General features: G+C 60.0%; 17 protein-coding genes, 1 tRNA gene and 2 pseudogenes. 14 read left to right on the top strand and 6 right to left on the bottom strand.

Annotated elements, in window-relative coordinates; genetic code table 11:
• Nucleotides 1–156 precede the first annotated feature (156 nt).
• Nucleotides 157–908: pseudogene (locus tag GQ59_RS31560) on the bottom strand (IS5 family transposase).
• Between the two features lie 143 nt (nucleotides 909–1,051).
• Between GQ59_RS31560 and GQ59_RS29275 the strand changes: the two are divergent.
• The gene (locus GQ59_RS29275) at nucleotides 1,052–2,086 is read left to right on the top strand and encodes an IS110 family RNA-guided transposase (RefSeq protein ID WP_037088215.1); all 1,035 of its coding nucleotides are present in this window, start codon (nucleotides 1,052–1,054) and stop codon (nucleotides 2,084–2,086) included.
• 551 nt (nucleotides 2,087–2,637) lie between these two features.
• Here the strand turns inward: GQ59_RS29275 and GQ59_RS32195 are convergent.
• Nucleotides 2,638–3,012, bottom strand: coding sequence for a hypothetical protein (locus GQ59_RS32195; protein WP_152564498.1), 375 nt, complete (start codon nucleotides 3,010–3,012; stop codon nucleotides 2,638–2,640).
• 353 nt (nucleotides 3,013–3,365) lie between these two features.
• Between GQ59_RS32195 and GQ59_RS33230 the strand changes: the two are divergent.
• Nucleotides 3,366–3,796: pseudogene (locus GQ59_RS33230) on the top strand (IS66 family transposase); the annotation flags it as partial.
• On the top strand, nucleotides 3,768–3,914 hold the full coding sequence (locus tag GQ59_RS32445; protein ID WP_156376369.1) for a hypothetical protein: 147 nt from the start codon (nucleotides 3,768–3,770) through the stop codon (nucleotides 3,912–3,914). The pseudogene GQ59_RS33230 and the gene GQ59_RS32445, both read left to right, overlap by 29 nt.
• On the opposite strand, the gene GQ59_RS29260 is transcribed toward GQ59_RS32445, so the two are convergent.
• Both GQ59_RS29260 and GQ59_RS31550 read right to left on the bottom strand, forming a co-directional pair.
• Nucleotides 3,902–5,071 (bottom strand): acyltransferase family protein, encoded by a 1,170-nt coding sequence (locus GQ59_RS29260; protein ID WP_037088210.1) that lies wholly within the window; start codon nucleotides 5,069–5,071, stop codon nucleotides 3,902–3,904. The genes GQ59_RS32445 and GQ59_RS29260 overlap by 13 nt on opposite strands.
• 323 nt (nucleotides 5,072–5,394) lie before the next feature.
• Nucleotides 5,395–6,237 carry a class I SAM-dependent methyltransferase gene (locus GQ59_RS31550; protein ID WP_162183334.1) on the bottom strand — a complete coding sequence of 281 codons (843 nt, stop codon included), beginning with the start codon at nucleotides 6,235–6,237 and terminating at the stop codon, nucleotides 5,395–5,397.
• A gap of 32 nt (nucleotides 6,238–6,269) precedes the next feature.
• Here GQ59_RS31550 and GQ59_RS31545 point away from each other — a divergent pair, with 32 nt between their 5' ends.
• Nucleotides 6,270–6,494, top strand: coding sequence for a glycosyl hydrolase 108 family protein (locus GQ59_RS31545; RefSeq protein WP_084683342.1), 225 nt, complete (start codon nucleotides 6,270–6,272; stop codon nucleotides 6,492–6,494).
• Here GQ59_RS31545 and GQ59_RS29250 read toward each other — a convergent pair.
• Nucleotides 6,473–6,547 (bottom strand) — tRNA-Thr (locus GQ59_RS29250). The genes GQ59_RS31545 and GQ59_RS29250 overlap by 22 nt on opposite strands.
• Nucleotides 6,548–6,699: 152 nt before the next feature.
• Between GQ59_RS29250 and GQ59_RS29245 the strand changes: the two genes are divergently transcribed.
• The 3 genes from GQ59_RS29245 (at nucleotide 6,700) to GQ59_RS29235 (ending at nucleotide 9,339) form a co-directional block, all read left to right on the top strand.
• Nucleotides 6,700–6,951 carry a hypothetical protein gene (locus tag GQ59_RS29245; protein ID WP_037088208.1) on the top strand — a complete coding sequence of 84 codons (252 nt, stop codon included), beginning with the start codon at nucleotides 6,700–6,702 and terminating at the stop codon, nucleotides 6,949–6,951.
• Nucleotides 6,952–7,062: 111 nt separating this feature from the next.
• Complete coding sequence (gene murA / locus GQ59_RS29240) at nucleotides 7,063–8,355, top strand: UDP-N-acetylglucosamine 1-carboxyvinyltransferase (protein WP_037088205.1); 1,293 nt, start codon at nucleotides 7,063–7,065, stop codon at nucleotides 8,353–8,355.
• Nucleotides 8,356–8,496: 141 nt separating this feature from the next.
• Nucleotides 8,497–9,339 carry an oxidoreductase gene (locus GQ59_RS29235; protein WP_037088204.1) on the top strand — a complete coding sequence of 281 codons (843 nt, stop codon included), beginning with the start codon at nucleotides 8,497–8,499 and terminating at the stop codon, nucleotides 9,337–9,339.
• 104 nt (nucleotides 9,340–9,443) lie between these two features.
• On the opposite strand, the gene GQ59_RS29230 is transcribed toward GQ59_RS29235, so the two are convergent.
• Nucleotides 9,444–10,505, bottom strand: coding sequence for a class I SAM-dependent methyltransferase (locus GQ59_RS29230; protein ID WP_037088201.1), 1,062 nt, complete (start codon nucleotides 10,503–10,505; stop codon nucleotides 9,444–9,446).
• A gap of 709 nt (nucleotides 10,506–11,214) precedes the next feature.
• Between GQ59_RS29230 and GQ59_RS29225 the strand changes: the two genes are divergently transcribed.
• From GQ59_RS29225 to yacG, 7 genes are all read left to right on the top strand, one after another.
• Nucleotides 11,215–11,649 carry a DUF2948 family protein gene (locus tag GQ59_RS29225; RefSeq protein ID WP_037088200.1) on the top strand — a complete coding sequence of 145 codons (435 nt, stop codon included), beginning with the start codon at nucleotides 11,215–11,217 and terminating at the stop codon, nucleotides 11,647–11,649.
• A 67-nt stretch (nucleotides 11,650–11,716) separates the two neighbouring features.
• Nucleotides 11,717–13,030 (top strand): histidinol dehydrogenase, encoded by a 1,314-nt coding sequence (gene hisD / locus GQ59_RS29220; RefSeq protein ID WP_037088198.1) that lies wholly within the window; start codon nucleotides 11,717–11,719, stop codon nucleotides 13,028–13,030.
• A gap of 3 nt (nucleotides 13,031–13,033) precedes the next feature.
• Nucleotides 13,034–13,507 (top strand): UPF0262 family protein, encoded by a 474-nt coding sequence (locus GQ59_RS29215; RefSeq protein WP_037088195.1) that lies wholly within the window; start codon nucleotides 13,034–13,036, stop codon nucleotides 13,505–13,507.
• Nucleotides 13,508–13,509: 2 nt separating this feature from the next.
• On the top strand, nucleotides 13,510–13,989 hold the full coding sequence (locus GQ59_RS29210) for an arsenate-mycothiol transferase ArsC (RefSeq protein ID WP_037088192.1): 480 nt from the start codon (nucleotides 13,510–13,512) through the stop codon (nucleotides 13,987–13,989).
• Between the two features lie 152 nt (nucleotides 13,990–14,141).
• The gene (gene infA, locus GQ59_RS29205; RefSeq protein ID WP_004435948.1) at nucleotides 14,142–14,360 is read left to right on the top strand and encodes a translation initiation factor IF-1; all 219 of its coding nucleotides are present in this window, start codon (nucleotides 14,142–14,144) and stop codon (nucleotides 14,358–14,360) included.
• A gap of 25 nt (nucleotides 14,361–14,385) precedes the next feature.
• Nucleotides 14,386–15,006 carry a Maf-like protein gene (locus GQ59_RS29200; protein WP_037088190.1) on the top strand — a complete coding sequence of 207 codons (621 nt, stop codon included), beginning with the start codon at nucleotides 14,386–14,388 and terminating at the stop codon, nucleotides 15,004–15,006.
• 129 nt (nucleotides 15,007–15,135) lie between these two features.
• Complete coding sequence (gene yacG / locus GQ59_RS29195) at nucleotides 15,136–15,345, top strand: DNA gyrase inhibitor YacG (RefSeq protein WP_037088187.1); 210 nt, start codon at nucleotides 15,136–15,138, stop codon at nucleotides 15,343–15,345.
• Nucleotides 15,346–15,371 lie beyond the last annotated feature (26 nt).

Raw genomic sequence — 15,371 nt, 5'->3', positions numbered from 1 at the left:
TTGCCAACCGCGCCGGTACGATTTTCTGCAAGGTAGTTGGACGCGCGACCTAAATGTTTAGACGCGACTTCATTAGCTGCAATTGGCTGAATCACGGCTTCTTGCTAATTCTGCCAAATCGTTTGGAATGATGGGTTGTCTAGGACGGATCGACATTCATCGGAGGCAGGTCAAGGCGGCAGCGAGATGGATGAAGCCTTGGAAGTGAATGGTTCTGCGGTCGTAACGGCTGGCGGAGCGACGAAAGTGTTTCAATCGGTTGAAGCACCGCTCGATGCGATTGCGATTGATGTAGGCGACTTCGTCGTGCGGGATGATGATCTTGCGCGAGCGGTTTGACGGGATCACCGCTTCGGCTCCCATGTCGGCAATCGTTTGACGCAGTGCATTGCTGTCATAGGCTTTATCCGCCAGAACGGCATTGCCGCTCTGGCCGTCCAGAAGAGCCGGGGCTTGCGTGATGTCTCCGACCTGACCGGCGGTTACGATGAAACGCAGTGGTCGACCCAGCGCATCGGCGAGCATGTGGATTTTGGTGGTCAGTCCGCCTCGGGAACGCCCCACCGCCTGATCCTTGGCCCCCCTTTTCCGGAGGTTGCCTGCTGATGGGCACGAACGATCGTGCTGTCGATCATCAGATACTGGTTATCGCGGTCTGCTGTCAGTGTCCCGAACACCCGTTCCCACACGCCGGCATGGCACCAACGGCTGAACCTTCGGTGGACCGTCTTCCATTTGCCATAGCGCTCCGGCAGGTCGCGCCAATGGGTGCCGGAGCGCAAAATCCAGAGGCAACCATTGACGAACAAGCGATTATCCGAGCCTGTCCGCCCGGGATCGCTAGCCTTGCCGGGCAAAAGGGATGCAATCTTCAGCCATTGTGCATCGTGAAATTCATACCGCTTCACACCCACCCAAAGACCTCCGTGCTTCAACACGGTGCTATGAATCAGCGATCAACTGATTTGATGTTGTGGAACGGCTCTGCTCCCACCCTATCCTGAATCCAGGTGCCGAGCGTGTGGTTCGGCGAAGAGCATGGAGCCTTCTCATGACTTTGATCACAACCATCGGTCTCGACACGGCCAAACAAGTCTTTCAGTTGCATGGAGTGGACAACAAAGGAAACGCCATCCTTCGCAGGCAGCTTCGACGTTCAGAGGTTTTGAAGTTCTTCAGCAAAGTCCCGTCCTGTGTTGTTGGTTTGGAGGCGTGCGGCGGCGCTCATTACTGGGCACGAGAGATCAAGGCTCTCGGACATGAAGTTCGATTGATCCCACCTGCTTACGTGAAGCCGTATGTCAAAAGAGGAAAGAATGACGCGGCAGATGCTGAGGCGATATGCGAAGCTGTAGGCCGACCCTCGATGAGTTTCGTACCGCTCAAGACCGTCGGCCAACAAGCCACGGCTATGCTCTTGAAGGCACGGGACCTGCTGGTTAGGCAGCGCACCCAAACGATCAATGCTTTGCGCGGTCATCTTACCGAGTTGGGCATTACCACATCCAGAGGAGTGGGCAAGGTCGACGACCTCGCCGCAATCGTCCGTGATGAGGATGATGCCCGCTTGCCACCTTTGGCCCGCATCGCCCTGTTGCCGCTGACCCATCAGATAGAGGCATACACGTCAGAAATTGTTAAATTGGAGAAACACATGGTCCGCGAAACCCGACAGGATGCGACATTGAGCCGGCTGACTTCAATTCCAGGCGTGGCTCCAATCACTGCCAGCTCTATTGCGGCATTTGTACCCGACCCACAGGCCTTCAAGTCTGGTCGTCATTTTGCGGTTTGGATAGGCCTGACCCCGATATCAAATTCCACAGGTGGGAAAACCAGATTGGGAAGAATCTCAAAAATGGGAAACCCGGTCTTACGATCTCTTTTGGTTGTGGGGGCGTCCGCCGTTATCCAGCACGCACGTCGAGGCGCAAAGGTCTCAGCCTGGCTGTCTGAGTTGCTGAGGCGCAGGCCATATAAGGTCGCCGCCATTGCGCTGGCCAACAAGATGGCGCGCATTGTTTGGGCTCTTCTAGTGAGAGGGGGTCAATTCCACAGCACGGCGAACGAAACAATGGCGGCCTAGCACCGAATGCAAATCGCTTGTCGTCGCTGACAAGCTGAAGTCCAAGGTGCAAGATCAATGATGACCCGGAGGAAAGACATCCGGATTGGATCAAGACCGTGATTCCCAACGTGCTTCGAGTTCGCTGATTTGTTTAGGTCACTCCAGTCGCGAACGTCATCAAGGCCAGTAGCCCAATGCTGCACGAAAAGGCCGGACATGTGGGCGCACCAGCCCTCGGAATATCAACGATTGAACACCTTGACTGCAGAGCTGTTCCACATATGGGAATCCTGAATGTCGACCCGGCCTAGCAGATCATCGGTGGATGGAGTTGCAGGCGTCGGCGCGACCTAGGGACGGTCGGGGAGCTGCCACAGCGTAGAGACTAAGCGGCGAGCATCCCGTTGGGTTAGTCAGCCGGCACAGGTTCCGCGCGGACCCTAAGCGCCCTCGTAACCCGGGGGGGCAATTCAGCCCTCCAATCGCCCGGTGTCGCCTGATTGGCGACACCCCTTAAACGAGGCACGCTGAGCGAGTCAGAGGCTTCGGCTGGTGATCCTAGGATGTTATCATACGCGCTGGCAACCAGGAGCTCGGGAAATCTGGACAGAGTCTGGACGGCCCCGGGCTCCGCCACGCTTTCCGTAACCGGCAATATAGTAATAATTGCGGTTCGTCGCGGTGATGTAGGGGTCGTCGAGATGTCGTGAGGCGGCGGCCAACGCTGCACGCGGGCTACAGCCGCGGCGATCATATCGGCGCTCCTCACGGCGCTCGTATCGCCGATCATACCGTCTTTCATAGTAATCCGGGCGCTCGATCCGCATGCCACGTTCTCCGAACTCAAATTCGAAGCCTTGGGCGCTAGCAGGCACAGGTTGAATGCTGATGCCGACAAGCAAGGCCGAGATGCCCGCCAGCAATCCGAGTTGTTTCGCTTTCATTTGTTCTCTCCAGCAACGATAATAAGCCAAATTAGCAGAGCTAAAATGAACGGCAGCATAACAGGTTCCGTTCGCTCCCGGATCATTGTTTTTGATATTCGCGCCTACGAACAAAAGCGAAAATTGCCGATATATACGGCAAGAAGCGTCTCGCGGGAGGGGCGGGCGGCGCGGGGTCATAATTCGAGCAGGTTCTGCAGCTCGTCGAACGAGGGAGCTGTCAGTGAGAGTGAAGTCCGGATCACTTCTCCAGATCGACGCAATGGTGCGCCATCCGGTACAGCAATTTCGCTGGCTGAGGATGGCGAGTTGAGCTGTTGACCGCAAAAGGGCGGTTCAGATTCGAGAATCTGATAGTACGAACCGGCGAACCTGATGTTGCGGCGTTGATGGCCCAGTTGGCGGCAAATGCTGCCGAAATTGCCGCGCTTAAAGCCGAGAAGGAAGCGCTCTCGCGGCGAGTCGTCAAGCTGGAAGAGGAACTGGCACTGGCAAGACTGCATCGCTTTGCCCTACGCAGCGAAAGCATATTGATCGTCTCTTCAACTAGGCCGAAGAGGCTGCAGACGAAGATGACAGTGGTGACGGCGATAACGTCGTCGATCTTCCCGACACAGGCTTGGCGCCGGTCGAGGGCACAACGGAAAAAAACGCGGCCGCAGACCTTCCCTGGACGACTTGCCGTGAGCGTGTCGAATATGACCTTCCCGACGATCAAAAGGCTCGCCCGTGCTACAGAGAGCGGCTGAGTGGACGTGACGGCGATCGAATGGCAGATGATCTTGCTTGCCGTCGGCCAATATCATCAGCCGCTCTATCAGGTCTATCAGGCGTCGTCAGATCTTCAGGCCATGGACCCCATCCCGGCAGACTTCGCCACCAATTCGTCTTATTGGGCGTAAGCCGCTCCCGCAGTTGGGACATCAGATGCGCGACGATATCTGAAACGCCTTCCGATATCTCTGAACGGTTTCTCGTAATAGCGGGTTGAAAGAGTGGCTAACCCTGCGGAGGTAAGAAAAACGGCTATACCAACGGCCAATCCTGCCCAATTCTCAATTCGCGGTCCCTGTCCCAGCAATAGACCATGGAAGAGGCCGTTGATAGCCTGATGATACATATAGAACGAGTAGGAGATCAGGCCCATGAAAACCATGAACCGCGAGCGGAAGAACTTCCTGTAAAGCCCGTCGGTGATGAAAATCCGGACGATGGCATAAGCGAACACCGCGCAGCGAAGGCTAAACGAGCCCGAGTCACCGATCCACCTTTTGACCTTCCACATCAGTATTGCTATAGCCGCCATTGCAATGATGTCGAAAAGTATCCTGCGGTCGGCAAGCCATTGGAGCTTCGAGCTTCTGACAAGGTATGCAGCGAGGACACCGAACATCAGAGCATCGGCCCTGGATTGCGTTGGGAAGTAACCGACGTAAAAGCTATAATTCTTCCAGAGGTAGAGGCGCGAAAAGTATGCGACAATCAGGGTGATCACCGCGATCTTCATCACAGTTTTCTTCGAAAAGAAGTAAACCACAAAGGGGAACAACAGGTAGAATTGCTCTTCTACAGCGAGCGACCACGTGATCCCGACCCATAGGGCGCCACCGTTGTTCGTGAGAGCCATGTAGTTGTTCTGTGTGAACGTCAGGTATGTCCAGATAGGGAGCGGGTCGTTCATCAAGAATGAGTGGAACCAGGGGGCGTTTACCGACTGGCCGATTTGCTTGGCGATCAGATACGTCGCCATGAGAAGCAGATAGACTGGCAATATCCGCGCAGCGCGTCTCACCCAAAAGACCTTGAAGTAGTTATCCGTGTCCTTGTGATCGATAAGAATGCCACCGATCAAGAAGCCGGAAAGCACGAAGAACAGGTCAACCCCGATACCGCCACCGAAGAATATCCGATAGAGAGGGTTCAACGACGGGTATGTAAAATCAGGGGATAGAAGCCCGATCGTTGTGTGCAGGACGACTACGCTGAGGACCGCCGCGCCTCGAATGCCATCCAGTTCCGGGATGTGACTGCCGGGTGTGACGCGGGCTGTTTCGTTCATCCTGATCTGCCCCAAATAGGTAAAGCATCTACCGCAACATCGCGCGGAAGTTTTCTGCGCTTAGTGAGAGCGCAACTTCGGAGAATCAGCAAGAGCGGGGTCGCGAAGAAAACCTACCGATGGCCATTGTAGCAATGACTGATGTTTACAAGCCACATGGCCGGTCCCTGTTAATTACCGATGGCGCATTTGTGGTTGGCAGAACGGGTGTGTGGGGGTTCCTCGGTCGAGGTTGCTCACACAAGGCATCCGGAACTCGGTTTTGTATAAGCGACTTACGGTTGCATTACCTCGGGGAGTATGACCTCGCGCAAGAATCGTCGCTATCTCGGTTTACGGGCAGCAATGAGGCAGCTCGTTCCGAATGGGACGGTGCGGCCCCTGCGGATCACACGTTCTTCCTCTCCGAAAGACCACCTCAGCGCATCGCCAATCATTCCTTTCGGAAGCGTGTGTTCGTCGGTGGTTTGAGCCATGGTTACGTTGCTACGCCGACGAAGCATAGTAGGCACCGTTCTAACGAGAAATAGTGGAAACACGAGGCTCGCAAAGAAGTAGGTCTCATATTCTACGGTGAAGCCGCAAGCATTAAGCTTCTCTCGCAGTGAGGACAAGGTGTATCTTCTGAAGTGTCCCCCATCGATATCGTCTTGCGACCAGAGGCTTTGGTAAGCTGGTACGGCCACATAGAACATCCCGCCAGGAGTCAGCGTTTCATAGATTCTCGCCAACGCCGTGGCATCATCTTCAATGTGTTCCAGAACATCGAAAAGGCCAATCGCCGGGGTGCCGTTTTTAGGAGGGAAAATGTCCTGAAAGGCAGCCTGAACCACCGGAACGTTCCGTGCGCGACAAGTCTTTGCCCCCATTTCACCTGGCTCGACAACGATCGCGTCGTAACCTCTTTGAATCAGACCTCGGGACACGAAACCGTTCCCGCCGCCAACGTCAACAATGGGGCCTGGTGGCGGGAATAAATCGACAACATTGGCAATGACGTTGTTTCGGTGAGCGAACCAATACGACCCGTCTTCAACGCGAGCAAGCTCGCTTTGTACATGAATGGGGAATGAAACATCGGTTGCAACGCCGCTCGACCACGTTCCATCAGGGAACTTAGTCAGGCCCCCGACCCTACCGCACCAGTTTTCAACCCACTCAGGCAAATAGAATCCCCCAGACATCGAAAGGAAAGCACATGGACCACTATTTCGCGAGGAGCCTTTGGCTCGTTCTGAAACATGAAGGCGGCTGTTCCGATCATCCAAAAGGTCCAGGCGGCGCAACCATGAAGGGCCTCACTCTGGCGAACTTCCGTCGCGATGTCAAAGCCAATGCGATTAAGGACGATTTACGCAAGACGTGTTCTAGATCTCGGATAGCTAAAAAGCCTATGGAAAATGGTGCTGCTAGAGAGATTTGAACTCTCGGCCTCTCCCTTACCAAGGGAGTGCTCTACCCCTGAGCTATAGCAGCGTCAGCCGGCGCGAAAGACCCGCGTCGTCGGCAGCGGCCTATTGCCATAGGTTCACGGGCAGCGCAAGCCGCAAATTCCAAGTTCTTTGCCATCGAGTGGGGAAAACGTCGCTTCCGCTTTCAAGAATCCCGCTTTTTGGGTATGGAGAGCCATGGCGAATGATGAAGAACGGCACGATTCAGAAGGCGGGGATACCGGCGAAGGCCGCGGCGACCGGCACCGCAAGGCGGCTGAAGCCCGCGAAGCGCAGCGCAAGGCGAAGGCTGCGGCCAAGCTTCGTGAGAATCTGATACGCCGCAAGACCCAGGCGCGGGCTCGCCGGTCCGGCGAGGAGGATTTGACACAAGGGTTGCCCGCCGCAAAACCGGGGCCGCCTGCCGCAAAAACGGACGAATCATCATAGCTTATGCGCCGAGACGGGTCAGCGGGCAGGCCATTTCAGCAATCATTGAAGCAGCGGCGGATTTCGTTTAAGGACGCCACCTTTCGCGCTCAGAAGGAAGAGTTACAACTTATGGATCGCATCAGAATTGTGGGCGGCAACGAACTCAAGGGCACCATTCCGATCTCGGGAGCGAAAAACGCCGCTCTGCCGCTGATGATCGCCTCCCTTCTGACGAGCGATACGCTGACGCTCGAAAACGTGCCGCATCTGGCCGACGTGGAACAGCTCCTGCGCATCCTCGGCAATCATGGCGTCGATGTCGCCGTCAATGGCCGGCGCGAGCGTCAGGAAGAGAGTTATTCCCGCACCATCAACTTCACCTGCCGCACCATCGTCGATACGACCGCTCCCTATGAGCTTGTCTCCAAGATGCGGGCGAGCTTCTGGGTCATCGGACCACTGCTCGCGCGCGAGGGCCAGGCGCGTGTTTCGCTGCCGGGCGGCTGCGCCATTGGCACGCGTCCGGTCGATCTCTTCCTCGAAGGCCTGCAGGCGCTCGGCGCCACCCTGGAGGTCGACGCCGGTTATGTGAACGCCACGGCGCCGAAGGGCGGCCTGATCGGCGCCCGCTACGTCTTCCCGAAGGTTTCGGTCGGCGCGACGCACGTGATGATGATGGCGGCGACGCTTGCCCGCGGCACGACGGTGATCGAAAACGCCGCCCGTGAGCCGGAGGTCGTCGATCTTGCAAAATGCCTGACCGCCATGGGCGCCAAGATTTCCGGCGCCGGCACCCAGACGATCACCGTCGATGGCGTCACCTCGCTCTCCGGCGCCCGCCATCGGGTCCTGCCGGATCGCATCGAGACCGGTACCTATGCCATGGCGGTTGCGATGGCTGGCGGCGATGTCGTGCTAGAGGGCACCGAAGCGTCGCTGCTCGACAACGCCCTCGACACGCTGCGCCTCGCCGGAGCCCACATCACCGAAACCGAGACCGGTCTTCGCGTCGTGCGCAACGGCAACGGCATCCAGCCGGTTGATATCACCACCGAGCCGTTCCCGGGTTTCCCGACCGACCTGCAGGCGCAGTTCATGGCGCTGATGACGCGGTCTTCCGGCGTCTCGAACATTACCGAGACCATTTTCGAAAACCGCTTCATGCACGTGCAGGAACTTGCCCGCCTCGGCGCCAGGATTTCGCTCTCCGGGCAGACGGCCCGGGTCGAAGGCGTGACCCGGCTGAAGGGCGCTCCGGTCATGGCGACCGACCTGCGCGCTTCCGTCTCGCTGGTCATCGCCGGCCTTGCCGCCGAAGGCGAGACCATGGTCAGCCGTGTCTATCACCTCGACCGCGGTTTCGAGCGGTTGGAAGAAAAGCTCACCCGCTGCGGCGCGGTGGTCGAACGCGTCAGCGACTGATCGATCCGCAAGGCCGATATTTTGCAAAGGACGGTCGGGGCATTGCCCTTGCCGTCCTTTTTTGCGTTTCTATCTCTTTGGGGCGTCCATCCTTTTTCCCGCCTCATATTGTTTGATCCGGCACCCCACGGAGATTTTCCCATGACCGATGCACAACCCCCCGTCTGGTTCATTACCGGCTGCTCCACCGGCTTTGGCCGCGAACTCGCCAAGCTGACGATCGAGCGCGGCTGGCCAACCGTCGTCACTGCCCGCGGCAAGGATCGGGTCGCCGATTTGGCCGACGGCAGGGATCATGTCCTGGCACTCGATCTCGACGTGACGGACATGAAGCAGATTGCCGATGCGGTTTCCGCCGCCGAGCAGAAGTTCGGCCGCATCGACGTGCTGGTCAACAATGCCGGCTACGGTTACCAGGCGTCGATCGAGGAGGGCGAGGAGGACGAGATCCGCGCGATGTTCGACGCCAATGTCTTCGGCCTGTTCGCCATGACCCGCGCCGTGCTGCCGGGCATGCGCGCGCAGCGCAAGGGCCATATCCTCAACATCACGTCCATGGCCGGCTTCATGGGCCTTCCGAGCTCCGGCTATTACGCGGCGAGCAAGCATGCAGTCGAAGGTTTTTCCGATGCGCTCGCCCATGAAGGCGCACCGCTCGGCATCAAGGTCACCTGCGTCGAGCCCGGCCCGTTCCGCACCGACTGGGCCGGCCGCTCGCTGAGGCAGACGCCGAGCACGATCGCCGACTACGCCGAGACCGCCGCCGCCCGCATGGGCGCGACGTCCGGCTATAGCGGCCGCCAGCCGGGCGATCCGGTGCGCGCCGGCGAGGCGATGATCGCCGCGACCGAGGCGGATCAAGCACCCCGCCACCTGGTATTGGGGGCAATCTGCTACAACGCCGTCACCCAGAAGCTGAAGGAGCGTCTTGCCCAGATCGAACTCTGGGAGGAAATCAGCCTTTCGGCCGATTTTCCCAGCTGAATGCCGGGCGGGGTTCTGCGACCCCGCCCGACATCACCTGGTATTATTGGTGTCAGGGCTTTGGTTCGGTTTGCGTATCCGGAACCGTGTAAACCCAAAGTGTTTCAGGCTCGCACTTCGAAGATCATGTTGAATGGAGTTTCGCTCGCCCGTCGGAAGTGCGAATAGCCGGCGTCGAGCGCCACTTTGCGAAGCTTCATCTCCCCAGCCTGGGCACCGAGGCCAAGGCCTACTTCCTGTGCCATGGAGGCCGGAGTGCAGATCATGGCCGAGGCGCCGTAATAAACGCGCCCGACCGGGTTGAGATTGTCCTTCAAGCCATCATGCGCGAAGGGTTCGACGATCATCCAGGTGCCGTCCTTTGCCATCGTCTCGCGGATGTGACGGCCCGCCCCGACCGGATCGCCCATGTCATGCAGGCAGTCGAACATCGCGACGAGATCGTAGTTGCCGCCGGGGAATTCCTTCGCCGAAGCCTGGTGGAACGTCACCCGGTCGCTGACGCCGGCCTCCTGCGCCGCGCGCTTTGCCCGCTCAATGGACGGGGCATGGTAGTCAAACCCGTGAAAATGCGACTTCGGAAAAGCCTTTGCCATGAGGATCGTCGATGCTCCATGGCCACAGCCGACGTCGGCCACCTCCGCCCCGCGTTCCAGCTTTTCCCGCACGCCTTGGAGCGCGGGAATCCATTCGTCGACCAGATGGCTGTTGTAGCCGGGACGGAAGAACCGCTCCGTGCCCCGGAAGAGGCAGGTGCTGTGCTCATGCCATCCGAGCCCGCGGCCCGTGCGAAAGGCTTCCTCCACCTTCGGCTCGTCTATCCACATCGATTGGACGATTTCGAAGGCGCCTCCGAAAAAGGCCGGACTGTCCTCGTTGGAAAAAACCATCGCCTGCTCGGGAGACATGCCGAACTTGTTCGATTTTTCATCAAACGTGACATAGTCGGCCGCAGCCATGGCGGCGAGCCATTCGCGCACATTGCGTTCGGCGAGCCCCGTCGTTTCCGCGATTTCCATCGAGGATCGCAGCCGTCCGTCCATCATCGACCGGAACAGGCCGAGGTGGTCGCCGAGCACGACGAGAACGCCGGATACACCGGCGCCGAGATCGCCCACCAGCCGACCGACCAGTGCATCGAGTTTCTGCATATCAGGTTCCTGCATGGCATCCTCCCATAGATACGCCAGCCCCCAGCCCAATGTGTTTTACCCGAAGCGATCCTACGCCGGGGCGGCACACCGTCAATGGAGCATTCGGACTAGACGACCGATCAGAAGGCTTAACTCCCTATCGAAGGGTGATCCGTTTCGGGTCTCAAATGCCCGCTGACAGCGTAAAGCTGCCGGTCCGCGCACCCCACCGCCCTCGTGGGCGCGAGATGACCGGCAGGTGGAGCGTGTTCCAGCATCTGCGATGCCCCGGGTCCTCGCCGCCCGGGGACGAAATGGGCCAAAACGGCATTTGTCGTCGTGTTTCGTCAACGACTTGGCAGATTACTCGCCTCGTCGACATCCCTGCGGTCAAGGCGCCGGGCGATAATGGCCGCGTCATCGGATGGGAACCGGGTTCGCGAACCGGCTGCCTCACCAAGTTCAAAAGCGCCCGTTTCCGGTGATGGTCGTCAAAGTGGGGTGGAGGGCTCGGAAATCCTCCGCAAACCGCAAGAGACGATCGGGGTAGGCGCACCTAACTCACATCACTACCCAATGCTCCTGCCTGCCCCATCCCCCTTCAACCGTGCCGACACATCCGTCGGTGCGGATAAAGGTGCGTTCCGTCTTGCGCTCCGCCGTTGCTTCTTGCCTCGCCACATCCTATCTCAAGTCCAGGAACTTTCGCGTGATACGCGCCTCTGGATGGATATTGGAAGCGATGACCGACTTGAAGCTGCTGGCCCTCGATACGGACGACCTGGGCGTCATTTCCGCCCATATGCAGGATGCGGTCTTCAAGGTGGGCGACGTGCGCTGGTCGCAGCCCGAGCGCAACTTCTCGCTCGCGGCCAACCGCTTCGTCTGGGAGAACGCCGCGGCCAAGCAGCGCAAGGGGTTCGAACGCCGCCGTGCGGCGATCGTCTTCAAGCGGGTCGAGGCGGTGCGCTCGACCGGCATCAACCGCGGCCGCAAGGACGAGGTCCTGTCGCTGCTGGCGATCACCTTCTCGCAGAAGGGTGACGGCCCGGAAGGCACGATCGAACTGGTCCTGTCCGGCAAATCGACGATTGCGCTCGACGTCGAATGCATCGAAGTTGCTCTTGCGGATGTCGGCGGCGCATGGGAAACGGCATCGAAGCCCCGTCATCCCTGATCTGGCCCCTTTGCCCGAACGGCCCGACCGGGATAACATCGTTTTTTGAGCTGGAAGGGATACCCGCTTGGCAATCTGGTTGGATCAGGCGTCGCAGGACTTTGAGGCGAAGTTTTCCGCATTTCTCTCGACCAAGCGGGAGGTCTCGGAGGACGTGAACGCGGTGGTACGCGCCATCATCGACGATGTGCGCGCCCGCGGCGACCAGGCGCTCATCGATTACTCCGCCCGTTTTGACGGCATCGACCTCGCCAAGGTCGGAATAAAGGTGACCGAGGCCGAGATCGACGCAGCGCTTGCCGCGACCGACCGGAAGGTCATCGATGCCCTGAAGTTCGCCGCCGAGCGCATCGAGCGCCACCATGCCCGCCAGATGCCGAAGGACGATATCTACGAGGACGCGATCGGCGTCGGTCTGGGCTCCCGCTGGACGGCGATCGAGGCGGTCGGGCTCTACGTTCCGGGCGGCACCGCGAGCTATCCGAGCTCGGTGCTGATGAACGCGGTGCCGGCAAGGGTCGCCGGCGTGCCGCGGGTGGTCATGGTCGTGCCGGCCAATGGCGGAACGATCAATCCGGCAGTGCTCGCCGCCGCCCGCATCGCCGGCGTCACCGAGATTTACCGCATCGGCGGCGCCCAGGCCGTGGCGGCACTCGCCTATGGCACCGAGACGATCGACCCGGTCGCAAAGATCGTCGGCCCCGGCAATGCCTATGTGGCGGCTGCCAAGCGCCATGTCTTCGGCACCGTCGGCATCGACATGATCGCCGGCCCCTCGGAAGTCCTCGTCATCGCCGACGGCGAAAACGATCCGGACTGGCTGGCGGCCGACCTGCTCGCCCAGGCCGAACACGATGCCGGCGCGCAGTCGATCCTCGTTACCGATGATGCCGGGCTCGGCAAGGCGGTGCAGGCGGCCGTCGAACGCCAGCTGAAGACCCTGTCGCGCTCTCAAACCGCGGCGGCCAGCTGGCGCGATTTCGGCGCCGTCATCCTGGTGCCGAACCTGCAGGCGGCGTTGCCGCTCGCCAACCGCATCGCCGCGGAGCACCTGGAGCTTGCGGTTGCCGATCCCGACGCGCTGCTGCCCGGCATCCGCAATGCCGGCGCGATCTTCATCGGGCGCCATACGCCGGAAGTGATCGGCGACTATGTCGGCGGGTCCAACCATGTGCTGCCGACCGCCCGCTCGGCGCGGTTCTCGTCCGGCCTTTCGGTGCTCGATTTCGTCAAGCGCACCTCTATTTTGCGGCTTGGGCCCGATCAGCTCCGCCAGCTTGCGCCCGCGGCGATCACGCTTGCTCATTCCGAAGGCCTCGATGCCCACGCCCGTTCCGTTGCGATCCGCCTGAACGGCTTGCCCCTCGACGACGAGGGCTGACGGATGGGGTCCGCGGTCTACCGTCTCTGCGATGTCGTTCTGGACGACTCGATCGGGCGCTCGACGCCCGATGTGGAACACGAGCGGGCGGTCGCCATCTTCGACCTCGTCGAGGAAAACTCCTTCGAGCCGCTCGGCCATGCCGGCGGCCCCTACAAGCTGAAACTCTCGCTCGTCGATGCCAAGCTGGTGCTCGGCATCACCACGGACCAGGGCGAGCAGGTCGCGACCCACATCCTGTCGCTGACCCCCTTCCGGCGGATCATCAAGGATTACTTCATGATCTGCGAGAGCTATTACGAGGCGATCCGCTCCTCGACCCCGAGCCGCATCGAGGCGATCGACATGGGCCGCCGCGGGGTACACAACGAAGGCTCGCAGACGCTGATGGACCGGCTGGACGGCAAGATCCGCGTCGATTTCGATACCGCGCGGCGGCTCTTCACGCTGGTCTGCGTGCTCTACTGGCGTGGTTGAGCATGGAAGCCGTGCTCGCCCCGGAGACAAAAGCCAAAAGGCCGGGCGCCGTTCTCTTCATGTGCGGCTTCAACGTCATCCGTTCGCCGATGGCGGAGGCCATTGCAAAGCGACTGCTGCCACCCGATATCTACGTCCAGTCGGCGGGCGTGCGTTCCGGCGAGCGCGATCCCTTCGTGGATGCGGTACTGGAGGAGGTCGGGCTTTCGATCGGCCGCCATCAGCCGCGTACGCTGGAGGAGCTCGAGGACGATTTTTTCGACCTGATCGTCACGCTGACGCCGGAAGCCCACCATGCCGCGCTGGAACTGACCCGTTCAAATGCCGTGGACGTGGTCTACTGGCCGACCATGGACCCGACCGCTGCGACAGGCACCCGCGATCAGATGCTGGATGCTTATCGGGAGGTTCGCGACCATCTCTGGAAGTTGATCGACGAGCGCCTTTCCGGCATCAGCCGGCATCCGGCCGAGACCGCCTGAAACCGCTCGTCGCAGGCCGCTTGAAACGACATTGAGAATAGCGCTCAAGCGAGGTTCACAAAGCGGACATGATTGTGTAGTTTCCGCGCAAATTTCCGGGCGGGCGCGAAAAGCGTCGCCGGCCCAACCCAACACAGGAAGAAAAACTATAGATGGCTAAAGAAGAAGTCCTCGAATTCCCGGGCGTCGTGACCGAACTCCTGCCCAACGCGACGTTTCGCGTGAAGCTGGAAAACGAACACGAGATCATTGCCCACACCGCCGGCCGCATGCGCAAGAACCGTATCCGCGTTCTGGCCGGCGACAAGGTGCTCGTCGAAATGACACCTTACGACCTGACCAAGGGCCGCATCACCTACCGCTTCAAGTAATCCTCATCATTCGCGGCGGGCTCTCATGGCGCTGGAACAAAAGCTGATACTGGCCTCCGGTTCTCCGCGCCGCCTCGACCTCCTCAACCAGGCCGGCATTACGCCGGCGCGGCTGATGCCGATGGATATCGACGAGACGCCGAAGAAATCCGAACATCCGCGTTCGCTTGCCCGCAGGCTTTCGACCGAAAAGGCCGAAGCGGCGTTGGCGGGGATCAGAAACGATCCGGCCTGGCGGCACAGCTATATCCTGTCCGCCGACACGGTCGTCGCCGTGGGCCGCCGCATTCTCGAAAAGACCGAATATACGCAGGAGGCTTCGTCCGCCCTGCACCTGCTTTCGGGACGCGGCCACTGGGTCTATACCGGCATCTGCCTCATCACCCCCGGCGGCCAGTTCCGCCAGAAGGTGGTGCAGACCAAGGTGCGCTTCAAGCGGCTTTCCAGCCGCGAGATCGAAAACTATATCGCGTCCGGGCAATGGCGCGGCAAGGCAGGCGCCTACGCGATCCAGGGTATTGCCGGATCGTTCGTCCAGAAACTCGTCGGCTCCTACACCAATGTCGTCGGCCTGCCGCTTTTCGAGGTGACCGGCCTTCTGGCCGGCGAGGGCTTCGACGTGGCGGCGGCGTGGCCCGAGGGCTGAAAGAGGCGGGTTCGGACGGCGCAGGCCGATCTAGCAAGCCGAAAGGTGCTCCGGCCAGGCCGCAGGGCCTCATCGGCGTTGGAAAGCTGCCGAATGCGCCATGCCCCCTGTAGAAAGGAGTATTCAAAGATGACATCAGAACCGATCAAGACGGGCGGCAAGGTCGAGCCGCTCCGGAAGACGAGGCCCTGCCCGGAGTGCGGCAAGCCGTCGGCGCGCGACCACTATCCCTTCTGCTCCGACCGCTGCCGCACGCTGGACCTGTCACGCTGGCTGACGGGCGCCTACGCCATTCCTGTCTCCGACGACGAGACCAAGGCCGACAGTTCGGACGATTAAGCCGGCAGGTCGCGCCTGTTTTTGTT

The sequence above is a fragment of the Neorhizobium vignae genome, from assembly GCF_000732195.1.
In the GTDB taxonomy this organism is placed as follows: domain Bacteria; phylum Pseudomonadota; class Alphaproteobacteria; order Rhizobiales; family Rhizobiaceae; genus Neorhizobium; species Neorhizobium vignae.
The sequence above is the reverse complement of the archived record's forward strand: the minus strand, read 5'-3'. Positions and strand labels throughout refer to the sequence as shown.

What these genes read in the sequence shown, in the direction of transcription:
- GQ59_RS31545 (WP_084683342.1), top strand. Translation starts at nt 6,270, where the DNA reads ATGGACCACTATTTCGCGAGGAGCCTTTGGCTCGTTCTGAAACATGAA.
- GQ59_RS32195 (WP_152564498.1), bottom strand. Translation starts at nt 3,012, where the DNA reads ATGAAAGCGAAACAACTCGGATTGCTGGCGGGCATCTCGGCCTTGCTT.
- GQ59_RS29260 (WP_037088210.1), bottom strand. Translation starts at nt 5,071, where the DNA reads ATGAACGAAACAGCCCGCGTCACACCCGGCAGTCACATCCCGGAACTG.
- yacG (WP_037088187.1), top strand. Translation starts at nt 15,136, where the DNA reads ATGACATCAGAACCGATCAAGACGGGCGGCAAGGTCGAGCCGCTCCGG.
- GQ59_RS29215 (WP_037088195.1), top strand. Translation starts at nt 13,034, where the DNA reads ATGGGGTCCGCGGTCTACCGTCTCTGCGATGTCGTTCTGGACGACTCG.
- murA (WP_037088205.1), top strand. Translation starts at nt 7,063, where the DNA reads ATGGATCGCATCAGAATTGTGGGCGGCAACGAACTCAAGGGCACCATT.
- infA (WP_004435948.1), top strand. Translation starts at nt 14,142, where the DNA reads ATGGCTAAAGAAGAAGTCCTCGAATTCCCGGGCGTCGTGACCGAACTC.
- GQ59_RS29245 (WP_037088208.1), top strand. Translation starts at nt 6,700, where the DNA reads ATGGCGAATGATGAAGAACGGCACGATTCAGAAGGCGGGGATACCGGC.
- GQ59_RS29235 (WP_037088204.1), top strand. Translation starts at nt 8,497, where the DNA reads ATGACCGATGCACAACCCCCCGTCTGGTTCATTACCGGCTGCTCCACC.
- GQ59_RS29200 (WP_037088190.1), top strand. Translation starts at nt 14,386, where the DNA reads ATGGCGCTGGAACAAAAGCTGATACTGGCCTCCGGTTCTCCGCGCCGC.
- GQ59_RS29230 (WP_037088201.1), bottom strand. Translation starts at nt 10,505, where the DNA reads ATGCAGGAACCTGATATGCAGAAACTCGATGCACTGGTCGGTCGGCTG.
- GQ59_RS29225 (WP_037088200.1), top strand. Translation starts at nt 11,215, where the DNA reads ATGACCGACTTGAAGCTGCTGGCCCTCGATACGGACGACCTGGGCGTC.
- GQ59_RS29275 (WP_037088215.1), top strand. Translation starts at nt 1,052, where the DNA reads ATGACTTTGATCACAACCATCGGTCTCGACACGGCCAAACAAGTCTTT.
- GQ59_RS29210 (WP_037088192.1), top strand. Translation starts at nt 13,510, where the DNA reads ATGGAAGCCGTGCTCGCCCCGGAGACAAAAGCCAAAAGGCCGGGCGCC.